This window comes from Halorubrum luteum, from assembly GCF_054652935.1.
The window spans coordinates 902,294-926,141 of record NZ_BAAIGT010000002.1; the positions used below are offsets into that span (position 1 = coordinate 902,294).

At 65.4% G+C, this 23,848-nt stretch carries 26 protein-coding genes; 4 read left to right on the plus strand and 22 right to left on the minus strand.

Going from position 1 to position 23,848, the window contains the following annotated elements; translation table 11 throughout:
- Nucleotides 1–65: 65 nt before the first annotated feature.
- From ACYQ0R_RS04505 to ACYQ0R_RS04520, 4 genes are all read right to left on the minus strand, one after another.
- On the minus strand, nt 66–1,079 hold the full coding sequence (locus ACYQ0R_RS04505) for an alpha-ketoacid dehydrogenase subunit beta (RefSeq protein WP_459821127.1): 1,014 nt from the start codon (nt 1,077–1,079) through the stop codon (nt 66–68).
- Nucleotides 1,076–2,122, minus strand: a complete 1,047-nt coding sequence (locus tag ACYQ0R_RS04510; protein WP_459821128.1) for a thiamine pyrophosphate-dependent dehydrogenase E1 component subunit alpha — start codon at nt 2,120–2,122, stop codon at nt 1,076–1,078. The genes ACYQ0R_RS04505 and ACYQ0R_RS04510 overlap by 4 nt, the downstream gene beginning before the upstream one ends.
- A 156-nt stretch (nt 2,123–2,278) precedes the next feature.
- Complete coding sequence (gene tenA / locus ACYQ0R_RS04515) at nt 2,279–2,938, minus strand: thiaminase II (RefSeq protein ID WP_459821129.1); 660 nt, start codon at nt 2,936–2,938, stop codon at nt 2,279–2,281.
- 72 nt (nt 2,939–3,010) lie between these two features.
- Nucleotides 3,011–4,549, minus strand: coding sequence for a glutamate-cysteine ligase family protein (locus tag ACYQ0R_RS04520; protein WP_459821130.1), 1,539 nt, complete (start codon nt 4,547–4,549; stop codon nt 3,011–3,013).
- Nucleotides 4,550–4,829: 280 nt separating this feature from the next.
- Between ACYQ0R_RS04520 and ACYQ0R_RS04525 the strand changes: the two genes are divergently transcribed.
- Both ACYQ0R_RS04525 and ACYQ0R_RS04530 read left to right on the plus strand, forming a co-directional pair.
- Nucleotides 4,830–4,994 (plus strand): hypothetical protein, encoded by a 165-nt coding sequence (locus ACYQ0R_RS04525; RefSeq protein WP_459821131.1) that lies wholly within the window; start codon nt 4,830–4,832, stop codon nt 4,992–4,994.
- Nucleotides 4,991–6,748 carry an RNA-guided endonuclease InsQ/TnpB family protein gene (locus tag ACYQ0R_RS04530; protein ID WP_459821132.1) on the plus strand — a complete coding sequence of 586 codons (1,758 nt, stop codon included), beginning with the start codon at nt 4,991–4,993 and terminating at the stop codon, nt 6,746–6,748. The genes ACYQ0R_RS04525 and ACYQ0R_RS04530 overlap by 4 nt, the downstream gene beginning before the upstream one ends.
- Before the next feature lie 42 nt (nt 6,749–6,790).
- On the opposite strand, the gene ACYQ0R_RS04535 is transcribed toward ACYQ0R_RS04530, so the two are convergent.
- The 16 genes from ACYQ0R_RS04535 to ACYQ0R_RS04610 form a co-directional block, all read right to left on the minus strand.
- Nucleotides 6,791–7,864, minus strand: coding sequence for an aldo/keto reductase (locus ACYQ0R_RS04535; RefSeq protein WP_459821133.1), 1,074 nt, complete (start codon nt 7,862–7,864; stop codon nt 6,791–6,793).
- Between the two features lie 86 nt (nt 7,865–7,950).
- Nucleotides 7,951–8,403: a DUF5804 family protein gene (locus ACYQ0R_RS04540; protein ID WP_459821134.1), complete on the minus strand. Its 453-nt coding sequence runs from the start codon at nt 8,401–8,403 to the stop codon at nt 7,951–7,953.
- Nucleotides 8,404–8,467: 64 nt separating this feature from the next.
- Complete coding sequence (locus tag ACYQ0R_RS04545; protein ID WP_459821135.1) at nt 8,468–9,280, minus strand: SDR family NAD(P)-dependent oxidoreductase; 813 nt, start codon at nt 9,278–9,280, stop codon at nt 8,468–8,470.
- Between the two features lie 45 nt (nt 9,281–9,325).
- Nucleotides 9,326–10,357, minus strand: a complete 1,032-nt coding sequence (ftsY, locus tag ACYQ0R_RS04550; protein WP_459821136.1) for a signal recognition particle-docking protein FtsY — start codon at nt 10,355–10,357, stop codon at nt 9,326–9,328.
- Nucleotides 10,358–10,368: 11 nt separating this feature from the next.
- Complete coding sequence (gene pfdA / locus ACYQ0R_RS04555; protein ID WP_459825673.1) at nt 10,369–10,821, minus strand: prefoldin subunit alpha; 453 nt, start codon at nt 10,819–10,821, stop codon at nt 10,369–10,371.
- Nucleotides 10,821–10,997: a 50S ribosomal protein L18Ae gene (gene rpl18a / locus ACYQ0R_RS04560; RefSeq protein WP_459821137.1), complete on the minus strand. Its 177-nt coding sequence runs from the start codon at nt 10,995–10,997 to the stop codon at nt 10,821–10,823. Before rpl18a ends, pfdA begins: the two co-directional genes overlap by 1 nt.
- A 112-nt stretch (nt 10,998–11,109) precedes the next feature.
- Nucleotides 11,110–11,889, minus strand: coding sequence for an ABC transporter permease (locus ACYQ0R_RS04565; RefSeq protein ID WP_459821138.1), 780 nt, complete (start codon nt 11,887–11,889; stop codon nt 11,110–11,112).
- The gene (locus ACYQ0R_RS04570; RefSeq protein ID WP_459821139.1) at nt 11,855–13,198 is read right to left on the minus strand and encodes an ABC transporter substrate-binding protein; all 1,344 of its coding nucleotides are present in this window, start codon (nt 13,196–13,198) and stop codon (nt 11,855–11,857) included. The genes ACYQ0R_RS04565 and ACYQ0R_RS04570 overlap by 35 nt, the downstream gene beginning before the upstream one ends.
- Nucleotides 13,198–14,091, minus strand: a complete 894-nt coding sequence (locus tag ACYQ0R_RS04575) for an ABC transporter ATP-binding protein (protein WP_459821140.1) — start codon at nt 14,089–14,091, stop codon at nt 13,198–13,200. The genes ACYQ0R_RS04570 and ACYQ0R_RS04575 overlap by 1 nt, the downstream gene beginning before the upstream one ends.
- A 4-nt stretch (nt 14,092–14,095) precedes the next feature.
- Nucleotides 14,096–15,055 (minus strand): ABC transporter substrate-binding protein, encoded by a 960-nt coding sequence (locus ACYQ0R_RS04580; protein ID WP_459821141.1) that lies wholly within the window; start codon nt 15,053–15,055, stop codon nt 14,096–14,098.
- A 381-nt stretch (nt 15,056–15,436) separates the two neighbouring features.
- Nucleotides 15,437–16,102 (minus strand): translation initiation factor IF-6, encoded by a 666-nt coding sequence (locus ACYQ0R_RS04585; protein WP_459821142.1) that lies wholly within the window; start codon nt 16,100–16,102, stop codon nt 15,437–15,439.
- 1 nt (nt 16,103) lies between these two features.
- Nucleotides 16,104–16,382 carry a 50S ribosomal protein L31e gene (locus ACYQ0R_RS04590; protein WP_459821143.1) on the minus strand — a complete coding sequence of 93 codons (279 nt, stop codon included), beginning with the start codon at nt 16,380–16,382 and terminating at the stop codon, nt 16,104–16,106.
- Nucleotides 16,383–16,535 (minus strand): 50S ribosomal protein L39e, encoded by a 153-nt coding sequence (locus ACYQ0R_RS04595; RefSeq protein ID WP_459821144.1) that lies wholly within the window; start codon nt 16,533–16,535, stop codon nt 16,383–16,385.
- 73 nt (nt 16,536–16,608) lie between these two features.
- A complete protein-coding gene (locus ACYQ0R_RS04600; protein WP_459821145.1) occupies nt 16,609–17,763 on the minus strand; it encodes a M20 family metallopeptidase in 1,155 nt (384 codons plus the stop codon).
- 113 nt (nt 17,764–17,876) lie between these two features.
- Nucleotides 17,877–18,785 (minus strand): winged helix-turn-helix domain-containing protein, encoded by a 909-nt coding sequence (locus ACYQ0R_RS04605; protein WP_459821146.1) that lies wholly within the window; start codon nt 18,783–18,785, stop codon nt 17,877–17,879.
- A gap of 93 nt (nt 18,786–18,878) precedes the next feature.
- The gene (locus ACYQ0R_RS04610; protein ID WP_459821147.1) at nt 18,879–20,102 is read right to left on the minus strand and encodes a threonine synthase; all 1,224 of its coding nucleotides are present in this window, start codon (nt 20,100–20,102) and stop codon (nt 18,879–18,881) included.
- Between the two features lie 145 nt (nt 20,103–20,247).
- On the opposite strand from ACYQ0R_RS04610, the gene ACYQ0R_RS04615 reads away from it, so the two are divergent.
- Nucleotides 20,248–21,357, plus strand: a complete 1,110-nt coding sequence (locus tag ACYQ0R_RS04615; RefSeq protein ID WP_459821148.1) for an ArsA family ATPase — start codon at nt 20,248–20,250, stop codon at nt 21,355–21,357.
- A 37-nt stretch (nt 21,358–21,394) separates the two neighbouring features.
- Here the strand turns inward: ACYQ0R_RS04615 and ACYQ0R_RS04620 are convergent, their stop codons facing one another.
- Nucleotides 21,395–22,495, minus strand: coding sequence for a PKD domain-containing protein (locus ACYQ0R_RS04620; RefSeq protein WP_459821149.1), 1,101 nt, complete (start codon nt 22,493–22,495; stop codon nt 21,395–21,397).
- A gap of 95 nt (nt 22,496–22,590) precedes the next feature.
- Between ACYQ0R_RS04620 and ACYQ0R_RS04625 the strand changes: the two genes are divergently transcribed.
- Entirely contained in the window at nt 22,591–23,316 is a 726-nt protein-coding gene (locus ACYQ0R_RS04625; protein WP_459821150.1) for a DUF2103 domain-containing protein, read from the plus strand.
- 31 nt (nt 23,317–23,347) lie between these two features.
- On the opposite strand, the gene ACYQ0R_RS04630 is transcribed toward ACYQ0R_RS04625, so the two are convergent.
- The gene (locus tag ACYQ0R_RS04630) at nt 23,348–23,806 is read right to left on the minus strand and encodes a transporter (RefSeq protein WP_459821151.1); all 459 of its coding nucleotides are present in this window, start codon (nt 23,804–23,806) and stop codon (nt 23,348–23,350) included.
- Nucleotides 23,807–23,848 lie beyond the last annotated feature (42 nt).

Consider the following 23,848-nt stretch of genomic DNA (forward strand, 5'->3'; position numbering starts at 1 on the left):
AGGCGGAGTCGTCCACGGCGTCGAAGGCGGAGTCGTCCACGGCGTCGAAGGCGGGGTCGTCCACGTTACGCGATCCGCTCGATCGCCGCCCGCACGTCGTCACCGTCCGGTAGCACTTCGTTTTCGAGCGGCGTGCTGAACGGCATATGCGTATCCGGTGTGCCGACCCGCTGGATCGGCGCGTCAAGGCTGAAGAACGCCTCCTCTTGGACCCGCGCGACGATCTCGGCGTGAGTGCCGTAAGAAAGCGGGCTCTCGTCCGCGACGACCAGCCGGCCCGTCTTGCTGACGCTCTCGACTATCGTCTCCGTGTCGAGCGGGTACAGCGATCGCGGATCGATCACCTCGACCGCAACGTCGAGATCCTCCGCGACGCGCTCCGCGGTCTGAAGGCTCTCACCGACGAGTCGCTGGGTGGCGACGACGGTTACGTCGTCGCCTTCACGTTCGATCGACGCCTCGCCGATCGGGACCGTGAACTCCTCGTCGGTCGGCACCTGCCCGGTCTGCTCGTAGATCATCTTGTTCTCGAAGACGAAGACGGGGTCGTTCGAGCGGATCGCGGCCTTCGTCAGCCCCTTCGCCGCCGCGGCGGTCCCGGGTGCGACGGCCTTCAGTCCGGGGAAATGCGCCATCCAGGTGTGGACCGTCCCGGAGTGCTGGCTCGCAGCACCCATCCCGCCGCCCTCGGTCGTCCGGACGGTGACCGGCATCTCGGCTTTTCCGCCGAACATGTAGCGCATCTTCGCCATCTGGTTCATGATCTGTTCCATTGCGACGCCGCTGAAATCCGAGAACATCAGTTCGACGACTGGGCGGGTTCCGGTCGCCGCCGCACCGGTCGCGGCACCCGTGAAGCCCGCCTCGCTGATCGGCGTGTCCCGAACTCGCTCCTCGCCGAACTCCTCGTATAAGCTCCCGGTAACCTCGAGCACGCCGCCGAACTCGCCGACATCCTCGCCCATGAGGAACACGTCATCGTCACGGTCGAGCTCCTCCCGCAGCGCCTGTCGGATCGCTTCTCTGACGGTCAAATCCTCCGTTTTGGTCTCCAGTTCAGGTTCGGCTTGTGCAGTCATTGTCGATCACCTCTCGGGGTCCCCCCGTCGGTTTGCGCGGCCGTGGCGAACCGTTCGATCTCCGGCGGCATGTCGCCGAACATGTCTTCATACGCCGCGCTCGGGTCCGGCGGCGCGGCATCTTGTGCGTAGTCGACGGCGTCTGCTATCTCGGCTTCGACCTCGTCGCGCATCCGCTCGAACGCCTCCGCAGTCAGCTCGTCACGGTCGATCAGCCGCTGTTTGAACGTGTCTATCGGATCGCGCTCCTTCCAGCGCTCGATCTCCGCCTCGTCGCGATACGGTTCCTCGTCACCCTCGTAGTGGCCGCGGTATCGGTACGTCTCGGCCTCGACGAGCGACGGACCCTTCCCGTCGCGGGCCCGCGAGCGTGCTTCGTCGACGGCCTCGGCGACCGCGGTGACGTCCATCCCGTCGACGGTTACTCCCGGAATGTCGTACGCCTGTGCCGTGTCGCTTAAGTTATCGACGTTGTGCTGGTCTTCGACCGACGTCCCTTCGCCGTAGTGGTTGTTCTCGACGACGAAGACGGCCGGGAGGTCCCACGTCGCTGCGAGGTTGACCGCCTCGTGGACCTGACCCTGTGCGACCGCGCCGTCCCCGAGGAAGCTGACGGCGATCCGGTCTCGATCGTCGTAGTCGACGGACAGCGCTGCACCCGTTGCCAGCGGCGGCCCCGCACCGACGATCCCGTTCGCGCCGAGCATGCCGGCGTCGACGTCCGCGATGTGCATCGAGCCACCCTTGCCGTTACAGTAGCCGTCGGCCCGTCCGTACAGCTCGGCCATCATGTACTTCGGATCCAACCCCTTCGCGATGCAGTGGCCGTGGCCCCGATGGGTGCTCGCGATGTAGTCGTCCGGATCCAGGGCCGCGCAGGTTCCGACGCCGACCGCTTCCTGACCGATGTAGAGATGAACGAACCCCGGTATTTCTCCGTCCGCGAATCTATCCCCCGCCTCCTCTTCGAACGCGCGGATCAGAAGCATCCGGCGCAACGCCTCTACTCGCCCCTCCGAACTCTTGAGGTCGTAGTTTGCCATGGGGCAACATGATAATACATGAGGAATTAATTTATATCTATGGTCTATCACTTAATAATATCACTGAGTTATACTACGACCAACTGATTGATGGCGACGAGTAACGCGATTCGTTGGGTAGTTGAGCGGCCCTTGTCCTGGAAAATCGCCTCGGGATCAGTACTCCCATTCCTCGCGCGTGTAAGCCATCTCCCAGAACTGATATTCGAGCCGGGCACTGGTTAGAAACGCCTCTCGCATAGCATCGTGTTCGCCCGGATACTGTTCTCCGCACCGGTCAACGAAGTCACGCATGAGTGTGACGACTTCGCGGAACTCGTCGCTCGTGTACATCTCGATCCACGGCGTGTACCGGTGCTCCTCCGTGGCGAGCGCTGCCGTGTGCTCTCCGATGTCGAGAAAGCCTTGTCCGCATGGGAACAGTGCTGCGCTGATCTCCGCGATCGACCCCTCGTATGCCGTCCGGAGCAAAAAGCTGGTGTACGCCTCGCAGGTCGGTGATTTCTCGACGCGCTCCAGTTCCTCTCGCGAGATACCGTAGTCGCTGGCGAACTCCCGGTGTAACTCCATCTCGTTGCTCAAGGTGCTGTGTGCGATGTACAACAGATCCGTCATCGTCTCCTCGTCGCGCGCCTTCGCTCCGGCGATGGCGAACAGTCGAGCGTAATCAAGGAGATACCGGTAGTCCTGCTTGATCCAGTAACGGAAAGCCTCCTCATCGAGAGTGCCGTCCGCGAGTTCCTGCACGAAAGGGTGTTGCTTCTGTGCCTCCCAGATCTCGGACCCGTCGTCGAGTAGTTGATCGCTGTATGCCATCGTACGTCTTCCAGTAGCCGCCGATCAGTAATATGGGTTGGTGATACAACTGGATTGTATCACCGTCGAGCGTTACGGTTGGCTTCCCGGAACGGGCCATTCGTCCAGTCGGCCGTCGAAGAACGTGGCTTGCTGCCGATCGACGTACGCCCGCTGCATTCCATGGATGGCCTCCTTCGGATCCGACCCCGCATCGAGTCTCGCAGCCACGGCTCGCCGCTTCCACTCCGCCGGGGTCACGCCGCGGTCGACTCGGCCACGGAGCGGAGCGATCACGTTCGCCGCGGTTTTTCGATCGAACCCCTGCAGCTGGAGCCCGTCATTTGCCAGGTCGAGCAGCTCGGTAAACAGTCGATCGGAGTCGTTGGTCCGATCACCGTCCGCGCTTATCCACGTGAGCTCCGCCTCGAGTCCGTCGTCGGCTGCCAGATAGAAGTTGTCTCTTGCCGCCTCCCACGAGAGGTCGGCGATCGGATGCTCCCGTTCCGGGACCGCAACCAACAGGCCAGCAACGGCGGCCAGAAGCGCGCCAGTGTCCCGGAGCGTCGGTTGGGCGGCCAACGGGCGGAACTCGATTCGGGCGTTTGCGGCGTCCTCGGTCGCGCCGTCGAAGACGGGCCTGATCCACCGCCAGAAGCTGCCGTGCTGGTGTCTGAAATGAACGAACTCGTCATCGAACCGCTCGCCGGCGTCGATCGCAGCCGGCACCAACACCGGATCCGCGACGATCCGGTCGACGGCTTGCTCTATTCTGTCGATATCCTTCGGGAATCGGACCTTTCTCGACCGATCGATGGGGTTCATCATCTGTTCGTACACGGAGATTCTGTTCTCGGCGTGAGCTTCCTCGAGGAGCGTCTGCCGATCGGGATTCGGGGCATCGTAGAGGCTTGGCGGGAAAAACGGCGAGTTCACCGCGAGTGCAAGCAGCGGACCGGCGACTCGAAGCGCGGCCCCAAACCGCTCGGGGAGATCGTTCGCCCGCCGAAGTTGGAAGTGGGGCTGGATCGAGGTCGTGAGGCTCACTGCGCCGGGTTCGCTGGGTTCGAGCGTGACGCCGGGAACGTCGATCGTACAGTTGATCTCGCGCCCGCCGCTGGCGAAGCCGTGATATCTGACCGCGTTGCTCACGTTGATCGACAGCACGAGCCCCTCCTCGTGGGTTGCCTGCGTCAGATAACGTGCCGCCTCGTGGTGCTCCGGACCGATCGTCCACATCCCGTCGCTTACGAGTCGGAGTCCATGGGCGGCCGCCTCGCGATCGATCGCATCGACTTTTGCTTCGACATCTTGCAGTAGCGCCTCGATTCCGGGTGCGGTGTGTGGCTGCACTCCGGTGTTGAGCTCCGCGTTGTGGAGGCCGAGTTCCCTTTCAAACCCGAGCGACGACAGGAGTGACCGCGGAACGCGTCGCAGCTTGGTCGTCTCTCGATCGACGGCATAGAACTCGTGTTCGAGGCCGAGTGCTCGCTGGCTGTTGTCGAACGTCCCCTCCGAGAGCTCCCGTTTGATGAACTTCGCTTCCTCGCGGACGCGGTCGTTGAACGCGTCAAAATCGATCTCCGGCGCGTTCCGGAGTTGATCGACGGTTTCACGATCCTTTTTGCTCATTGAGTATCGTTAACTAATTACATGACATTAAATCTGATCGTATTCTGCACCGGCGAGCCGCAAGACCGCCAAAGTGAGAGCCAACCGACGACTCATCGTCCAGAGCGGAGTGAAAGTGAACTCACGCACCGTTGGTACCATCACGTCATGTGGTTTCGATGAGAAAGGTTGGGGTAACGTAACTGTTACTGAATCCAGTAAAATTCGGTAGTATTCGATGGTTTTCAGTAGCATGCCACCGCCGTAAAACACTTATATAAAAATAATATATTGATAAGTAATGGCCGAACGTGAAACGACCAACGTAAACATCGAACTACCTCAAGAGGACTTCGAGTTCCTTCGAGACTACAAAGACGAGATGGGCCTAACGTGGGAAGGTCTACTGAAAACTGGAACCCCGTTTCCCGAGTGGAAAAAGAATCAGTACACTACCGACGAATGACACAACTCACCGAGCAATTTCACATCCCGGAAGAATACCACAACGTCTGTGATCGGGTGACGGCACTCGTTCAGGCACACACCTGCCGGTTACTCACCGAAACATACTGGAGTGACGACCATCTCGACGCCATCAGCGATCACACAGGCCAGTCCTACACCTACATCCGCGACGACGACCACGACGCCTTCGAAGATGTCGAAGAATACGTCTACAGCCGATTCAAACGGTGTATCTATCACCGTGTCACGCACGTTCTCGATGCCCACATCGACGAATTTCAGGCGTTTCAGTTCGTGACTGACACGGTTGCCGAGCGCAAGATCCGACGCATTGGGTGGCACAGACTCCGTCAACGATTGTTCGATGAGGACACTCCATACATCGAATGGCGCATTTTGGAGTCCGTCGTCGAACAACTCAACAACTACTACGACCGACACGGACGCTTCCCCGAAGAGTACACAGAACTCGTCAAGACCCCGGAACCGAACGGCACACTGCCATACGCACCGGACAAAGGCGACTACCACGTCCACGAACTCTCAATCGAAGATGGCGAACTCCGCTTCACACTAAACGCGCCGGACTCGCTCTCACCGGAGAGTTACCACGACTGGACGAAACACGAACTCCGCTTCCCGACCCATTCCCGGTTCCAACAGATGGTCGAATCGGGAGACGTGAAAGCACCAACACTGCACGCCTCCGAGCATGGGTACACGCTCGACGTGCCTGTTGCCGTCCCCGAACAGAAAGTCGAAACAGCTGCCGGCCGCGTACTGGCGGTCGATCTCGGCGTCAAAAAACAGGCGACTGCGGCCGTCATCGACAGCGGTGGCCAGAGACACGAGCAGGTGGTGCCGCCCCAGTTCATCGACCATCCAGCGAAGGAGAAACTGTTCCGGGTGAAAGCCGACGCCGAAGGAACCAACGACCGGCTTGCAGAACTCCGGCGACAAGGCAAAGCACACACCGAACGGTTCGACCACTTACTCTGTGAGTACCGCCAGACACGACGGAAGGAACGGCGGTTGCGCGAGCAAATCCAGCACGACGTAGCCAACGAGTTGGTATGGTTGGCTGTCGAGAGCGGCTGTGACACCATCGTGTTCGAATCGCTGGGCCAGATTGACTCGCCAGAGACGAGTGGAACAGTCGCGTGGTCAATCTCCTCGTGGGCACGAGGGGAATTGTTGGATTACGTCGAGTACAAGGCTGGCCTGCTCGGGATTGACTTTACAACGGTGAATCCGTGGGGAACGAGTCGATACTGTCCTCGGTGTGGGGAACGTGGCCAGACAGTCAACGCACCAAACGACCACGAGGAATGCCGTCACGGAGGACACTTCCACTGTCCGACGTGTGGCTACGAGTGTGACCGAGACGTGGTTGGGGCAGTGAACGTCGGGCGGAAGCATCTCTCTGACAGCAAGATGGAGGAGGCGAACCCTGTTGAGTATATCTCGGCGGGGAATCACGCCAGTTTTCCATCACACGTCGAGTGTGCCCGTTCTACTGGCGTTCAGTCCACGACCGACGAACAGGATGTGGCGAGCGGTCGTCAGACCCACCTGTCTCGGTACTGTTCGTCGTCACTCACTGCGAAACGGCGAGAGACAGCTATGGGTGGACTGCATCAAAACCACGGTAGTAACACGACCCAGCAGTGGGTCAGCGGGAGTATCACACAGTACGTTCTTGCCAGTACTACTGAATGTGGTCAAACACTCCCAAATACTACTGAAAATTAGAACGGTTAGCGACGTACAGCGCGACACGATCGATGGGGCGGGTCAGTACGACGCCGCCTGCTTGTCGAGGCCGGCAGCCTCGATATCCTCTCCGTCGACGGAGGTTCGGAGCGCGTCCATCCCGTCGTCACGGTCGATGTCAAAGTTGCGCGCGTACAGCCGTTCGAGGCGCTCGTACTCCGCGTCGGAGAGGGGCGGGACGTCGCTGGCGGCGCTCCACTCCGCGATGTCGTCGCCGTCGCGGAACGTCGGCGTCACGGAGGCGACCTCGTCGTGGGCAAGCAGCCAGCGGATCGACGCCTGACTCATCGTACGGGCACCGTCGGCGTGGTCCGGGTCCTCAAGGAACCGGATCGCCTCGACTTTCTCCCACCCCGTCTCGTACCACTCCTGCGGGCGGTGTGAGCGGTGGTCACCGTCCTCAAGGACGGTGCCGGGCGTCACTTGCTCGTTGAGGAGCCCGGATGAGTGAGGGACTCGGGCGATGACGGAGGTGTCCGAACCGGTCTCCCGGATCGTGTCGATGAAGTGACGGCCGGGCTCCTGCTCGAACAGGTTAAAGACGGTCTGGACCGCGTCGAACTCCTCGAATTCGACGGCGGCGTCACCCTCTGCCAGCCAGCCGATGGAGGGACCGAGCGCCCAGCCGAGCGCGCGAACACGCCCCTCGTCTTTCCACTCGCGCAGGAGGTCGCGTACCTCCGGCGTCACTTCCTCGACGTTCGCGTTGTGGAGCTGGAGCAGGTCGACGTGGTCGGTGTCGAGTCTGTCCAGCGAGCGCTCGAACGCTTCCGTGAGATACTCGCGGTCGAGCTCCTTTGGCAGCTCACCGTGGCCCGCCTGGGGGTTGTTGTAGAAGTCGTAACCGATCTTCGTCGCGAGCGTCACCTCCTCACGCCGTCCATCGATCGCCTTGCCGACGATCTCCTCGCTGTCGCCGTGGCCGTACACGTCTCCCGTGTCGATGTACGTGACACCCGCGTCGAGTGCGTTCTCGACCATTCCGATCGCCTGGTCCTCGCTTCGGTCGCCCCACCAGCTGGTTCCAACGACCCATGCACCGAAGCCGATCTCCGACACTTCGACCCCAGAAGTTCCGAGTTCGCGATACTGCATACCATCCGTTGGGGAGCCGACCACTTATCCGATGCGGTTGAGAGAGTGTCGCACGTCTCGAAACAACCTGTCGGTACGGTAGCGTCCTAGCCGCCGAACTCGGACTCGCTTACGCGGACGGCGACGGTGTCGTCGACGTCGCGGAGGTCGTACTCCGGAATCCGTCCCTGCATTCGCCGGACGAACATCGGCTCGACGAGTTCGCCGTCGACGAGCCCGAACAGCTTGAGTCGCTGATCGGTCTCCTCCGGCGGAAGGGTACCCTCGCGGACCTCGCTTGCGAGCTCGCGGGAGAGCCACTCGGTCTCGGAGATCGACGGCTCCAGCACGAACGCCTCGTCGACGAATCTGACGAGATACCAGTTGAGATCGTTTAAAAGTGCAACCGCGGTGCCGAGGCTCACGGTGTCGACGGCGACGGAGTTCGCGAACGGCTCGTGGATCTCGTAGGTCGCGAGCGCGTCACGGGCGGTCTCACGGGAGAGCAGTTCGTACGTGAGACTCACCTCCGGGTCGCCGACGAGACACACTCGCGTCATACACGGTATCTCTCACCGTCGGCGCAAATCGGTTGCGGTCGCGCCGAACCGTCCACCCCTCAGCTCAATCGATCAGCCGACCGAGCCAGCCGTCCGGCATCCCGGCTCGAACGAGCCGGTCGAAGAGGCCGGTTGGAGTCACGGCACCGAGTCGCGGGAGCCAGCGCGCCCGCCTCCCAACCCGATACCGTGCGTTCGGGCGGCTCGTCGTTGCGGCGTGGACGACGGTTTCGGCGACCGCTTCGGGTGCGACGGATGCGGGGCTGTAGTGGTCGAACGCCTCGTACGCCTCGGCGTATGCCGACTCGCCGACGTCCGCAGCATCCGCCTCGGACAGCGTTGCCGCCGCACGCTCGTTGAGTCCCGTCCGCGTCGGTCCCGGCTCGATCAGGCTCACGTCGACTCCATATACGGCCGTCTCGCGACGTAACACGTCGGCGTACGCCGCGACGCTCGCTTTCGCGGCGCTGTACCCTCCGTGAAACGGTAGCGGGACGGAGCCGACCGTCGATCCGACGATGACGACTCGTCCGTCGCGGTCGCGGAGCGTGGCCAAAAGCGGCTGCACGACCGCGTGCACCGACGCGAGGTTCGCGTCAAGATGCCGGCGAAACCGGTCCGGCGAGCAGTCCTCGAGTGCGCCGATCGCGTACCATCCCGCACACGTGACGACCACGTCCGCGGCGATGCCGTCGAGTTCGGTCGCGACCGCGCTCGGTTCCGTGAGGTCGACGACCCGAGCGTCGACCGGTTCCGGCAGCGAGGCCATTCCCTCCTCGTCGCGGTCGAGACCGGTCACCCGGTGGCCGGAGTCGACGAGCGCGCTCGCGACGCGTCGACCGATCCCGCCGGCTACCCCGCTGATCACGACGTGCATGTTCGTCACACCGGTCGCGGAAGGGATATCTTCTCGGTTCGCGGTCTACGCCTCGCCAAGCAGACTGTCGACGAGCGCCTCGGGGTCGAACCGCCGTAGGTCGTCGTACTCCTGTCCGGTGCCCAAAAAGAGGATGGGCTTCCCGGTGACGTACGCGACGGAGATCGCGGCTCCGCCCGAGGAGTCCGCGTCGGCCTTCGTGAGGATCGCACCGTCGATGGCGGCCGCATCGTCGAACTCTCTCGCGCGGTTGACCGCGTCCTGTCCCGCGACCGCCTCGTCGACGAACAGCGTCATATCCGGGTCGACGACCCGGTCGATCTTCTCGAGCTGTGCCATCAGGTCGTCGCTGGTGTGGAGCCGTCCGGCGGTGTCGCCGAGCACGACGTCGACGTCGTTCGCCGCCGCGTACTCGACCGCGTCGTAGATGACGGCCGCCGGGTCACCGCCCTGTTCGTGGGATATCAGCTCCCGATCGAGCCGCTCGGCGTGTTCGCGTATCTGTTCGTTCGCGCCCGCTCGATACGTGTCGCCGTTTGCGAGCACCGACGAGTAGCCGCGGTCGGCGAGCCACTCGGAGAGCTTCGCGATGCTCGTCGTCTTGCCGACACCGTTGACGCCGGTAAACACGATCGTGACGGGCTTCTCCGCCTCGGCGATCCGCGCCTCGAAGTCGAACTGTCCGACCGCGATAACTTCGAGGAGGGCGTCGTGCAGCGCCTCTTCGACGAGTTCGCCGGTCGTTTCGACCTGCTTGCGCGACTCGCCGAGCATCGTCTCACGGACGGAATCGAGGATCCGTTCGGCGACGCTCATCTCCACGTCGCTTTCGAGAAGCGCCATCTCGAGGTCCCACAGCGGCTCCTCAAGGTCCTCCTCCTCGATGATTATTCGGCCGGTTGCGAACGCTTTCGCGCGCTGGAACGTGCTCGGATCCGTGTCACCGACATCGTCCGTATCACCGACGCGGGACGCCTCGTCGACGTCGCTCTCCGCGTCGACCGGTTCGGCCTCCTCGGCCGACTCCTCGACGTCCTCTCGGAACCCGTTGAGCTTGTCCTTCAGTCCGTCGAACACGGTCGGCTACCTCACTCGTCGTCCGCCTGCTGTTGCATCTGCTGCATCTGCTGTTGTTGCATCTGCTGTTGCATCTGCTGGGCCTGCTGTTCGAGCTCCTGGCTCTCGGACTCCAGCTCGGAGACGTCCTCACGGGTCTCCTCGATGCGCTCGTCGAGCGCCTCCTGTTTGCGTCGGAGGACGTCGATGGCGTCATCCTGCTCCTGCTCGGCGGAGTAGTTGCCGCCGAGCGAGACGATCACTTCATCGATATCCTGCACCTCGGCGCGGACGTATGCGCCGCCGCCGAGCGGGACCTGCACCGTCGACCCCGTCTCCAGCGTCTCGATCGCTTCGACCGCGTCGTCGATGTCCGATTTCTCCTCGCGCAGGTCGGCGATCTCCGCCTCGAGCGCCTCGATCTCCTCGTCGAGCGCCTGCAGCTCCTGTGAGAGCTGCTGTAGCTGCTGTTGTCCGCCACCCATCATGCCGCGGACACCTCCTCGATCTCGATCTGGGTGCGCTTGCGGTTGTGCTGGCTCCCGACGTTCGTGTAGATCCGCTCGCGAGCGAGATCCTCGTTTTCGGCCTCGATCTCCTTCGTGAACGCTTGGTATCCCTCTCGACTCTGGAACCGTCCACTCACCGTGTAAGTACTCATACTCATGGATGCGGGAAGGACAGGGAAGTATCTTCCTAAAAGCTCACGTGCTCGTCGTCCTCAGACATCGACCGGAACGCGGACTGTCCGGCTCGCCCCGAGGTGCTTCGAGTCATCCCCACTGCCAGCGATCGTGAAGCGACCGGATCGTCAGGTCGAGCCAGTAGCCGATGAACCCGATCACGAGCATCACCGCGGGTATCTCGGCGTACGCGAACCGGTCGCGGGCGTCGAGGATCAGGTAGCCGAGCCCCGTGTTGACGCCGAGCATCTCCGCGGGCACGAGAATGATCCAGAGTATACCGACGCTGAGCCGGATCCCCGTCAGCATGTCGGGGACAACCGCCGGAATGACGACACGCCGGAGCAGTGCGGGCGTGTCACCGCCGAGCGACTCGCCGACCGTGATCCACTCGTCGTCCAGCGTCGCGATCCCGTGAGCGGTGTTCAACACCACCGGCCAGATCCCGGCCATGAACATCACGAACACCGCCGAGCGCGTGCCGACGCCGAACACGATGATCGCGATGGGGAACCACGCGAGCGGCGATATCATCCGCATGAACTGGAACAGCACCGTCGTCGCGCGCTCGGCCGACCGGAAGTACCCCACGATCACCCCGAGCGGGAGCCCGGCGGCGAGACACAACGCGAGCGCGAGCCCGAACCGGTAGACGCTGACGGCCACGTGGTCGTAGAAGCCTGGCGAGACGACCAGCTCCGCGAGGGTCGCGAACGTCGCCGCCGGAGCGAAGCTGGTTATGACGCCGCTGCCGAGCGTCGTCACCGCCCACCACACCGCCAACCCTCCGAGCAGTCCGACCGCCGGCAGCAGCCGTCCGGCGTCCCCGACCAGCTCAGAGCCGTATCGTTTCGGTTCTTTCGTAGCCATCGTCCTCCGGAACGTCGAACGCGGGCGGTCCGCCGGCGTCCTCGAGCGCCGTGCGGATCGGGTCGTACGCGACGAGGTCCTCGGCCACCGTCGCGGGCGATACGTCGTCGAGGAACGCGTCCTCGCCTTCCACACGCGTCTCACGCATGCGTCGGACCAGCTCCTCGGTGTACGACGGGTACGGGTACGGATAGAAGCCGATCCGCTCGGTCTCCCAGTCGGCGTTCCGGATCGCGCCCGTTTCGACGTACTCGTCGTGGTCGGCGTAGTGGCTGAACGAGCGGCGGATCGGTTCGGGTTCCTGCGGCAGCAGTCCGGTGTCGGCAGCCGAGAGCAGTTCGGCCGCATCGGCGCGGTTCTCCCGGAGATACTGCTGGGCGTCGACGAGTCCACGGAGCACGTCAGTCGTCCACTCCGTCTCCGTCTCGATCAGCTCCTCGTGCATCACAACCACGCAACAGGCGTGCTCGCGCCAGACGTCGCCGGTGAACCGCAGGATCTTCCCGCCGGCCTCCAGCTCGCCGATGGCGTTGAACGGGTCCGCGACGATGTACCCCTCGATGGAGCCGTTGTCGAGCGCCGCGGGCATGTCCGGCGGGGGGGTGACGACGAGGTTCACCTCGTCGTCCGCAACCGTGTCCGCCGAGGCGTCGGTTCGCGGCGTGAGCCCGTGCTCCCGCAGCGCCATCTGCAGGATGACGTTGTGGATCGAGTACCAGAACGGGACGGCGACCGTGCCGCCACCGAGGTCGGTCCACGCGTCGATATCCGGCTGCACGGTCATCGCGGAGCCGTCGACGTGGTCCCACGCGACGACCTTCGCGTCCGCGCTCAGCTCGTCGCCGTACCGCATCCACACCGTCATCGGCATCAGGAAATGTGCCACGTTGACGTCACCCGAGAGAAACGCCTCCGCGAGGTCGGCCCAGCCGCGGAACAGCGTCGGCTCGGCCGCCGTCACGCCGTGGTCGGCGAAATGGTCGTTGGCGTACCCCGCGAGCAACGGGGCGGCGTCCGTGATCGGGAGGTAGCCGATCTCCGCGGTGGGCGGTCCGTCGTCGTCGCCGAGACAGCCCGCGGTCGATCCGATCCCCGCGGCCGCGAGCGACGCGAGCCCCGACTCCGCCATGAACTCCCGTCTGGAGAGTCCACGCGTGCGGGCCTTCTCGGAGGGGTTTCGCCAGCCGGCGCCGCCGATCAGTTCGCGTGCAGTCTCCACGACCGCGGGATCGACGTCGTCGTGGCTGCCCGCCACGGGATCCGACGCGTTCTCGTGAGCGTGGTGGTGGCGGTGGTGATCGCGACCCATCAGATCCCCACCTCCTCCAGCTGCTCGAACAGCCTGCGTCGCTCGGCGATGAACGCCTCGTCGTCGCGGGCACGTGTCTCGCTCGCTATCGGCTCGGTGTGGCGGATCCCCTCGGGTATCGTCCCCATCACCGCCACGCGGTCGCCCAGGTACACCGCCTCGTCGATGTCGTGAGTGACGAAGACGGCGGTGACGCCGATCTCCTCGACGATCCGGAGCAGCTCGTCCTGTAGCTGCATCTTCGTCAGCTGGTCGAGCGCCGAGAACGGCTCGTCGAGCAGGAGGACGTCCGGGTCGTTCGCGAGCGTTCGGGCGAGCGACGCGCGCTGGGCCATCCCCCCGGAGAGGCTCGCGGGGTCCGCGTCAGCGAAGCCGTCGAGGCCAACCAGTTCGATCAGTTCGTCGATATGCGCCTCGTCGGGCTTCTCGCCGCGGAGCTTCGGGCCGATCGCGACGTTCTCACGGACCGTGAGCCAGGGGTATAAGAGAGGATCCTGGAACACGACACCCCACCGGTAGTCGGGGCCGGTGACGGGGTCGCCGCCTATCTCGACGCGGCCGTCTGTCGGCTGCTCGAGACCCGCAAGCAGGTGGAGCAGGGTCGTCTTTCCGCAGCCGGACGGGCCGAGCAGGCAGCACACCTCTCCGGGAGAGACCCGGAGGTCGAGCTCCTCGAAGACGAGCGTCTCGTCGTATCGCTTGGTGAGGTCGCGAGCCTCGACGGCGACGGCGTCGGCCTCGTCGACGTGAACGGTTCCGTCAGCGGAGACGCGAGAGTCGGCGTCGACGTCCTCGACGGACGCCTCGAGACCACGCAGCTCCTCGTCGGACGTCGATCGGTCGACTGCTGACGCGTCCGCGTCGGTTGCGGCGGGACGGGCGTCGGTTCCCATCGGATCAGTCCGCCGTGGCCTCCGCGTCGAGCTCCTCCTCGTCGCCCCCGGCCTCGTCCTCGGGCAGGACGTCGTCGCCGTCGACCGCCTCGACGGTGCCGATGTCGGCGTCGTCGTGGACGAACCCTTTCTCGCGCATCCACTCCGTCGTCGCACCGATCCGATCCTCGTCCGGCGCGCGAACGGGAAGGAACTCGCGGAGCTCGAACTCCTCGCGGAGGCGGTCGAAGTTCACGTCCCCGAACGCCTCGTCGTCCGCCGCCTCGGACTCGAGGAGGTCGACGTAGCGGTCGGTGAATCCGTCGAGGTCGTCGTTGATGTCGGCGACCGCGCGGTTCAGCGCGCCGAGGAACCCCTCCACTTGTTCCGGCTCCGGCTGTTCGCGAGTCGTGATGGCGGCGCGGCACGGACCGTCGAACACTTCCTTCAGCTCCTCGTCGTAGCGACCGAGCGTGACGAACGGCTCTAACACGGCGATCGAGTCGACCTCACCCGCCTTTACCGCCTCGAACCGGTCCTCGGCGGAGCCGACGTGTTCCAAGACGATCTCGTCGCTTTCGAATCCCTCGTTTTCGAGCATCTCGCGCATGGAGTAAAACGAGGTGGCGTACTTGTTGATCCCGACGGAACGCCCGCGCAGGTCGTCTATCGTCTCGGCGTCGTCGTCGGCGTCGACGAACACCACCCGGTCCCACTCGCTGTAGGAGCCGATGATGTCGCGGTCGGTCTCCGAGGCCTCCTGAACCGCGTTCCACTCGCAGACGCCGTGGGTGCCGCCGTCCTCGTCCATGTCGTCCCACCAGTCGGCGTCGTAAGCGTTCTCGCCGTCGAACTCCTGGGTCCCCGGCGCGAAGTACGAGAGGTCGGGATCGACGCCTTCCGCCTCGAAGTAGCCGTTCTCCTCCGCCACGTCCTGCACGAGCTTCCACGTGAAGTATTCGTGCGAGACATTTAGATCTGACATCGAATGCGTGTTGGTATTACGTTATAGTAGCCCTTCGCGAACCGACAAGCATGGGCGGTGCATCCGTGCTCGCGCAACACTTGCGTCCTCTCCGAGGATCACGCCACGAGCCGATCGAGATATGCTGCCCTCACAGCGTCTCTCGAGGCTCTTTTCCGTAATGTCGGCGTTTCTACGCCCGGCGTTCGTCACACGTACCAGCAATTTTTGTCATGAGTACGGCCGAACCCCGAACGCGTTCGGAGAGAGTATATAAACTGGTGACGCCTCATCCGTCGCTGTGGCTCGGTCGGCACACGAGACGGACGCCCGTCATCGTACGGGCGAAGAGCGCAACGCGGAGTCGCTCACGAGGAGAAGCGATCGGGACCGACCGGTTGCTCAGTCGATGAAGCCGAGCGTCTCTTCGATGCGACCGAGCTCCGGACCGGTGGTGTCCTCGCCGACGACGTACCCGTGGTCGTTGGCGACGAGCCCGGAGCCGACGAGCGGGCCGCCGTAGTTGATCGTTCCGAGGTCGGCGTACACGTCGAGGGCGTCCTCGACGGCCTGCAGCTCGGACTCGCTTGCTTTCGGGTGACACAGCACACCCGTGTCGTTCGCGACCGCCGCGGCGCCGACGGTTCTGACGCCGCCGAGCGCGCCGCGCTCGACCGGCACGTCCAGCGTCTCCTTTATACTCCGGATCGATTCACGCGGGAGGTCGGGATGGACGTACGCGCCGTAGTCGTTCGCGAGGACGACGTTTCCGGCGGCGTTGATCCGGCCCGGGAGCTCTCGGACCGGTCGGTCCGTCGCGTCGTCGATACGTTCGCGTTCGCGTTCGGTGGCGCGTTCGGAGAGGAGGATCCCGTTCTCGTTGCCGACCGCGAGCGACCCGACGGTGTTCGACCCCCCGACCGTCGTCGCCAGCGGCTCGGCGTCGAACTCCGCGCCGAGGTCGGCAGCGAGGTCTTCGTCGACATCCGGCCTGACCAGGAGGAGGTCATCGAGCACGCGGGCGAACACGCCCACGTACGAGGAGCCGGTGAAGGTCGCCCGTAACACGCTACTCCGCGTGTTCGGCTTCGACGACGGGGTCGCCGTCCTCGACGAACCGGGCCGCGCGGATGCGCAGTTTGCTCGGCGGGTTCTGACGGCCGTTCGCCCACACCGCCTCGTTGACGGAGGCGTCGAGGATCACGTCCTCCTCGTCGACCGAGAAGTGTTTCGCGAGGTGGCCGCGAACGATCTTCACGGCGTAGTCGGCACGCTGCTGGACCGGCTTCTCCTTGGCGTCGCGGAGCGGGACGGTGACGACGCGCTCCTCGAAATCACTCGTGCTCATCTACTCGTCGAGGTCGTTCCGGCGCCAGTTGCGCCGCTTGGGGTTTCGCGTGACGTTCATATCCGTTTTCATCATGACCCACGCCGGGACGCGGGTGTTCTGGCGCTCCTTTTTGGCCAGACGCTTCTTTTTGCCCTTCGATTTGTCTCCCATAGTGGCGCACACTTCCCGCGGGGCGCATAAAACCCCTTCCATACGGGTCGGCGGATCCGCTCCGTCGTCGCTCTCACCACGACCGCTCGGCGATCCCGCGGTGGATCGCCCGGCAGCGTCGCAACACGTCGATCGACGCGCTCTCGGTGTCCGTATGTGCCTGCCCGGGCTCGGAGGCTCCGCAGACGACGCAGGCGGTTCCCGCGTCGGCGAGCCAGCCGGCGTCCGTCGCGTGTGGCTTCGTCTCGTGTTCCGGGCGGTCGAGTCCCAGCTCCGCGTGGACCTCGCGGGCGACGTTGAGCGCCGCGTCGGCGAACGCGTCGTCCGAACACGCCATCGGCGGTAGGTCCTGATCGACGGTCCACGTCACGCCGTCGATCTCCTCGGTGCGCTCTAAGTCGACCCGTTCGCCCGGAATCGTGCGCTCGTCGATCGTCACCTCACAGCGGTCGGGGACGGTGTTCCACTCCTCGCCACCGTCGATCCCCGTCACCGCGATCGACCCGGGAACCGTCTGGCCGAGCACGGTCGCCGCCGGTACGTCCAGTTCCCGCACCACGTCGACCGCGTCACACGCGCGGTACACCGCGTTCTCCCCGACGGCCGGTTCGGAGGCGTGTGCGCTGACGCCCTCGGCGACGAGCGTCGACGCTCGACGGCCCCGATGCGCGACCACGACGTCGGTGACGCCGGGTTTCGAGTAGTTCGTCGACCCCTCCCCGATGACGGCGTACTCCGGAGTGAACCCTGCGTCGATAGCGTGACGTGCGCCGGTGCCGCCGACCTCCTCGCCGACGAACGACGCGAACGACAGCTCCCGTCCCGGCGGCACCTCGGCGTCCCGGAACGCGAGCATCGACGCCGCCACCGTTCCCTTCATATCCGCCGTGCCGCGGCCGTAGATCCGTCCGTCCCGCCGCTCGACGACGTACGCCGCGGACGATCCGTCGCCGCTCGTCGCTTCGTCGTCACCGGCTGCCGGTCCCGGCTCCGCGACCTGCCGTTCGGCCGGCGGGACGACGTCGTGATGGCCGACGAACGCGAGCGACGTCGCCTCGGGATCCCCGACCGCACCCCTGTACGCGAGCACGTTGCCGACGTCGTCGCGCTCGACGCGGGCGTCGGTCTCCGTCCGGAGCCACGCCTCGATGGCGTCGCCGGCTGCGGTTTCGTCCTCGTGGCTCGGGATCGCGACCAGTCGCTCGGTGAGGTCGACGAGTTCGCTCATGTATCGACCGGTGTACCGGCGTGCGCTTAAAATGGAGGTCGGCGGCGAGACTGGAGCGTGCTCCCCATCCGGTCGGCCCGAAACGCAGTCCCCGGTCAGCCCGGAGCGTGCGCTCACTCGACGACGAGCCCCGACCGTGCACGCACCGTGAGCCGATCGCCGTCCGGTGGGGTGAAAACGACCTCGTCGTCCCGGACCGTCACCGGCCACCGCATCAACTCGGCGAACTGGTCCCAGCCGTCGCCGACTCCGAGATCGTCCAGACGGTCAGCGACCGGGGGTCGATCGGCGGCGGCGTGAAGCGGGTGCGTGATCCGCTGCTGGCCGCAGACGTCACACGCGAACCGAACGAACGCGGGATGCCAGAGTCCACAGGCGTCACAGAGCCCGTCCTCGTGCACGGCGTGATCGCGACAGGGGTCGAGCGTCGCCGTGACGCTGCCACCACACCGCGGGCAGAACCCGTCGTCCATCATCGAGAGGATCCGACCGACGCGACGATGTGCGCGCTCGAACGCGACGTCGATCGTCTCCGCATCCTCTATCCCAGAGGGGGGATACGTGAGTGCCGTAAGCGTTCCGGACGGAAGGAGTTCACGCGTGAACAGGCCGGGGCAGTCCGGACACACCGTTATCAGGTGTCCGTGTCGGTAGCCTACCTGGACCGTCGATCCGCAGCGATAACACGCCGCATCGACCGGTCGTGGCTCGACCGTGGGACCGTTGGTGAGGACGCCGGTTCGACGAAGCATGACCACCTTCCTACCGGGTTCACGGAGCTGATACCCGTCGTCCGTCTTCGTGACGAACCAATCGGTGAGCTTGTCGAGATGATAGCTGAACCGACCGCTGTCGGCGACACCGGCGTCCTCGCGGATCGCCGAGTAGGTCGCGCTCTCCGTCATAGGCCCGGCGACGACGGTCCGGTCGTACAGTGACTCGAGGATGGCGAGTCGGACATCGTTGTCGAGAAAGGCGAACGCCGCCGACACGTCTTCGGCCGCGCCGCTGTTACTCCCCATGAACCCGTTCGACGCCCGCCGGTGATTTAGCTATTTCGTAAATGATACTTCACCGATCCGAACACGTCTCCGATCCGGGTGTGAGGCGCCTCGTCATATCGCTCCCTCGAGCTCCGCAAGCGGGACGAGCTCCGCGTCGACGTCGACGGTCGGTGATTCCTTGAATCCGGAGCCCGTCGCGACACAGACCACGTCGTCGTCGGGCGCTATCTCTCCTCGTTCTGTGAGCCGTTTCACGCCCGCCAGCGACGTCGCGGAGGAGACCTCGACCGCCAGCCCCACGTCGTCGGCGAGACGCCGCTGGGCCGTCCGGATCGCGTCGTCGTCGACGGCCAGTGCGCCACCGCCGGTGTCGCGAGCGCCGTACAGCGCCCGGGTGCCGCTCGGCGGGTCGGGGTTCGCGATCGAGTAGGCGATCGTCTCGCCCCGCTCGACGCGCTCCACACGGTCGAGTCCCCGCTCCGCTGCGTCCGCGATCGGCGAGCAGGCAGCCGCCTGCACGAGGTACAGCCGCGGGAGCTCCGCCTCGGCGACCAGTCCGGCGTCGACGAGCTCCCAAAGCCCCTTGTACGCGCCGGAGGCGTGACCGCCGGAGGAGACCGGCAACACGACCGCCTCCGGGAGCTCTCCGTCGTTTCGAGCGCGATACTCCGCGAGTACCTCCAGCACGGTCGTTTTCTGTCCGGCGACGCGTCCCGGCGTGTCGGAGTTCACGAACGGGACGCCCCGCTCCGCGCCGATCGACAGCGCCTCGTGATACAGGCGGCCGTAGTCGCCGTCGACGCGAACGATCCGGGGCCCGAACCGCGCGATGTTCCCGAGCCGCTCCTCCGGGATGTTTGCGGGGACACAGACGACACAGTCGAGGCCGAGCGCGGCCGCCATCGCCGCCGTGGAGATCGCCATGTTGCCGTGCGAGACGGTCCCGACGGCGTCGGCTCCCGCGTCGGCAGCAAGCGCGACGCCGACCGCGCTTCCACGGTCCTTGAACGAGCCGGTCGGATTCCGGCCCTCGTCTTTGACCGAGACGCGCGCGCCGGCGAACGCGTCCAGCTCCGGGGTCCGGACCAGCGGCGTCCCGCCCGGCGCGGTCGTCATCCCCGACGACGGTGGGTCGACGGGAAGCAGCTCCGGGAACGCCCACATGCGGTCGTCGAGGTCGGTCGGCCACGTCAGGGCGTCGAGCCGATCCGGGTCCGCGTCGAACCACCGCGGCTCGCCACAGTCGCATCGCGGCGTCGGAAGCCCCGTCGGCGAGTCCGGGGCCGTCGGCACGGGGACCGACTCGTCGCAGGCGTAGCAAGTGAGCTCCGTCATACCGGTTCGGACGCCGGAACCGACTTAAACCCTCGTGCGTCGGCCGGATCCGCCGAGTCATCCCCGTCGTCGTCGAGCAACCGGGCCGACGACGCCGGACCGCGAGACCGACGGGTACACAAACGGCCCGCTACGACTGGCACGCATGGACGAGATCGACGTCGAGCCGGTGGAGCGCGTCGACGACGCGGCGAGCGTCGACGCGGAGGTGAACGCGAACCTGCCCCAGGGCGTCGACGCGCCCGATTACGTACTGTACGGCGGGAAAGGCGGCGTCGGGAAGACGACGATGGCGGCCGCAACGGGGCTCTCCTCGGCCGCGGGGGGCGTTCGCACTCTCGTCGTCTCCACGGACCCCGCACACTCGCTGTCGGACACGTTCGAGGTCGACGTGCCCGCGGAGCCGACCCGGATCCGCGAGGAGATCCCGCTTTTTGCGGTCGAGATCGACCCGGACGCCGCGATGGAGGACGGACTGTTCGGCGGCGACGGCGACCCCCTCGGCGGGATGGGAGAGATGGGCGACGCGATGGGCGGGCTCGGCGGCATGGGGGGCATGGCCGAAGATGCCGCCGAGGGGATGGCCGACGCCCCCGGATCGCTTTTCGGCGGGCCGATGCCCGGTGCCGACGAGGCGGCCGCGATGCGACAGCTGTTGGAGTATCTCGACGACCCTCGGTTCGATCGCGTCGTCGTCGACACCGCGCCCACGGGCCACACGCTCCGTCTCCTCCAACTGCCGGAGATCATGGACTCGATGATCGGTCGCGTGCTGAAGCTCCGCCAGCAGTTCTCCGGGATGATGGAGGGGTTAAAAGGGATGTTCGGCGGCGGCGAGACGGACCCCTCCGCCGACCTCGACGAGCTCAGAGCGCGTATCGAGCGTCTCAGATCGGTGTTGCGGAACCCTGAAAAAACCGACTTCCGAGTCGTGATGATCCCCGAGGAGATGAGCGTGATCGAGTCCGAGCGGCTCGTCGACCGACTCGACGAGTTCGGCATTCCGGTCTCCACCCTCGTCGTCAACCGGGTGATGGAGAGTGTCTCCGACGTCGCCGACGTCGATCCGGAGTGGATCGTCGAGCCCGATCCCGAACACTGCGAGTTCTGTGCACGGCGCTGGGACGTACAACAGGCGGCGCTTCAGCGTGCGACGGAGCTGTTCCGCGGTCGAGCGGTCAAACGCGTGCCGCTGCTCGCCGATGAAGTCCGCGGTGAGGCGGCGTTGCGCGTCGTCGCGGCGTGTCTCGAATAGGCTCGTCACGACGTGGCTCTCGGCTTCGACGTACCGGTCACCCGGCTTCGACCGTGCAGGTGGCGGCTCCGTCGTCCACCTCACAGTCGCTCCGGTCGACGGCCGCTCTCGCGTTTGCTCGCAGCACCGACTCGGACCGGTGGTCCTCGAAGGCGAAGCTGAACCCGTGTACGCCGAGGTCGACGCGCTCTCCGGTGTCGTCGACGACAGCAACCATCTCTGCTGTCACCGCCACTTCCGTTCGGACGTGTTCGTGTGAGTCCTCGAGCTCGTCGACGTACCCTCGGTCGATCTCGACGCGCCGCTCCATCCGCCACCGCCGATCGACCGTCCCGGTGTCGTAATCGACCCTGAGATCCGCGTGCTGTTTCGCGAGCATCGCCCGTCGGATCTCCGTCGTCTCGTGGATTCTCGTCCACCCGTCCGCTCCGGATGCTGGGTCCGTTCGACGCTCGATCGCGAACACCGGCTCCGTCAGCACGTCGGCGATCCTGTACCCCCGACGGAACGCCAGATCGCGTTTCGTGGCGGAACCGACGGTCACCGACTCGGTTCGGCGCTCGACGATCTCATGTGTCACGTCGACGTCAACGAGTCGGCGATATCCCGCATTCACGATCGTTGCATCGGGGTCCACCGCGTCGGGGTCCACCGCGTCGGGGTCGATCGCATCCTCACCGCCCCGTGCGTCCGCCGGCTCGACCTCGATGAACAGGGTGTCGGCGTCCGACCGCCCGGCGTCGTCGATCACGACGAGCGTCGCCTCGTAGCCGCCGGTCGACGAGACGTCGAACGACGTTGTCGGCGCATCGCCGCTCGACCGGTGGATCTCCTTCCCGTCGGAGTCCGCCACCTCCCACTCGTACCGCTCGATCACGCCGTCGGGCGCTCGCGAACCGCTCCCGTCGAGATGAACGGTGGTTCCCTCCGTCACCGTCTGGTCGAGTCCCGCGTCGGCGAGCGGCAGCGTCCTCACCTCGGGTTCAGCCGTCGTCCCGTCAGCGACCACGTCGGCGGCAGCCGCGTCGACGGTCGCGGCCCCCCCGACCGTCATCGCCACTAGCGCGAGCCCGAGCGTCAGGACCGCGACGCAGCGAGCGAACGCTCCGAAGGGTGGCGACCCGGCCGATCGATCCATCGCTACGTCCGGATTGCTCCGGTTTCGGTGATAAATACCCTGATCGACTTCTCCGAACGAACGCCCTTATATTCGCGACGCTGCTGTGGTTCGATATGAACTGTCGGCGGTGTGGGACCCCGATCGAGAAGCCCGGGGACTACTGTCTCACTTGCAACACCGCCAACGCGGACGCCGTCGTCGTCGAATTCGATTCGGACCGCGCCCAGCTCACGATCCTCGACGAGGACCGGGTCGTCGGAACGACGACGGTGACGACGCGACCGGAGCGTGCCGAACGGTTAACGGAGGTTCAACTGCGAAACTTCGCCGGACGGGTCGCCGACGAGATCCGGCGGAAACGTCCCGAGACGGTGTACGCCGCCGGCGAACGCGCTCCGCTCCGGGAGACGCGCGCACAGATCCACCACGAGTTCTACCGCGTGCCGGACGACGACGCCGTCGAGTGGGTGCTCGACCGTCGCGGCGACCGCGCACTGGAGGTCGTCGAGACGCCGCCCAGAGAGAAGATCGGCGGGTCCCACTCGACGCTGATCGGCGGCCGAAAGGGGCGAAAGGCGGTCGGGACGGTCGCCGAACATCCGCACGTCAAGAAGATCGTTCCCGGGCCGATCGACGCCGGCGGCACCGGCTCCCGGACCGGGCTCAGAGCGAAGGCGACCCGCGCCGGGACGAACGGCAACGTCCGACTGCTGCTCCGTGATGGATCGAGCGTTCAGGAGAACCGGATCGTCACCACGGCGATGGACCGGGAGACTGGCGAGCGCGTCCGCACGGACCTCAACGACGCGCTCAGCGAGGCGGGACTTCGAGAACGGTAACCCGCATCGATCCCGCGATGCTCGCCGTGGGCTACACTCCGAACGGGTTCGCCAGCAGACCGGCGGTGGCGATCAGCACGACCGAGAGTGCGGTCGCCACGTAGAATAGCGTTTTCGCCTCGCGAGCTGCCTCGCCCGGCGTTCCGGCGTCGAGGCCGCCGACCACCGTACCGCCGGCCGCCTCGACGAGCCCCGTTATCACGAGCCAGAGGGCGATCATCGTCAACACGAGGTGGCCGCTTCCGGTCCCCGTGAGCGTCTCGACCGTGTACACGTTTCCGGCCATATGGCCGCCGGAGACGACGAACGCCACCGCGGAGATGCGGGTGATCCACCGCAGCCGTCCGACGACGTACGTGAGCGCCTCGGCCCCGATCTCGCCCCGGGTCGCGGGCGGGAGCACCGCCGCAGTCACGAACAGCACGCTTCCGGTCCAGAGGATCGCGAAGCCGACGTGGATCGACCACATGACCGAATGGATCAGGCTCATATTCGCTGCTGGGACCGCCGAACCTTATAAGCGGGCGATGCC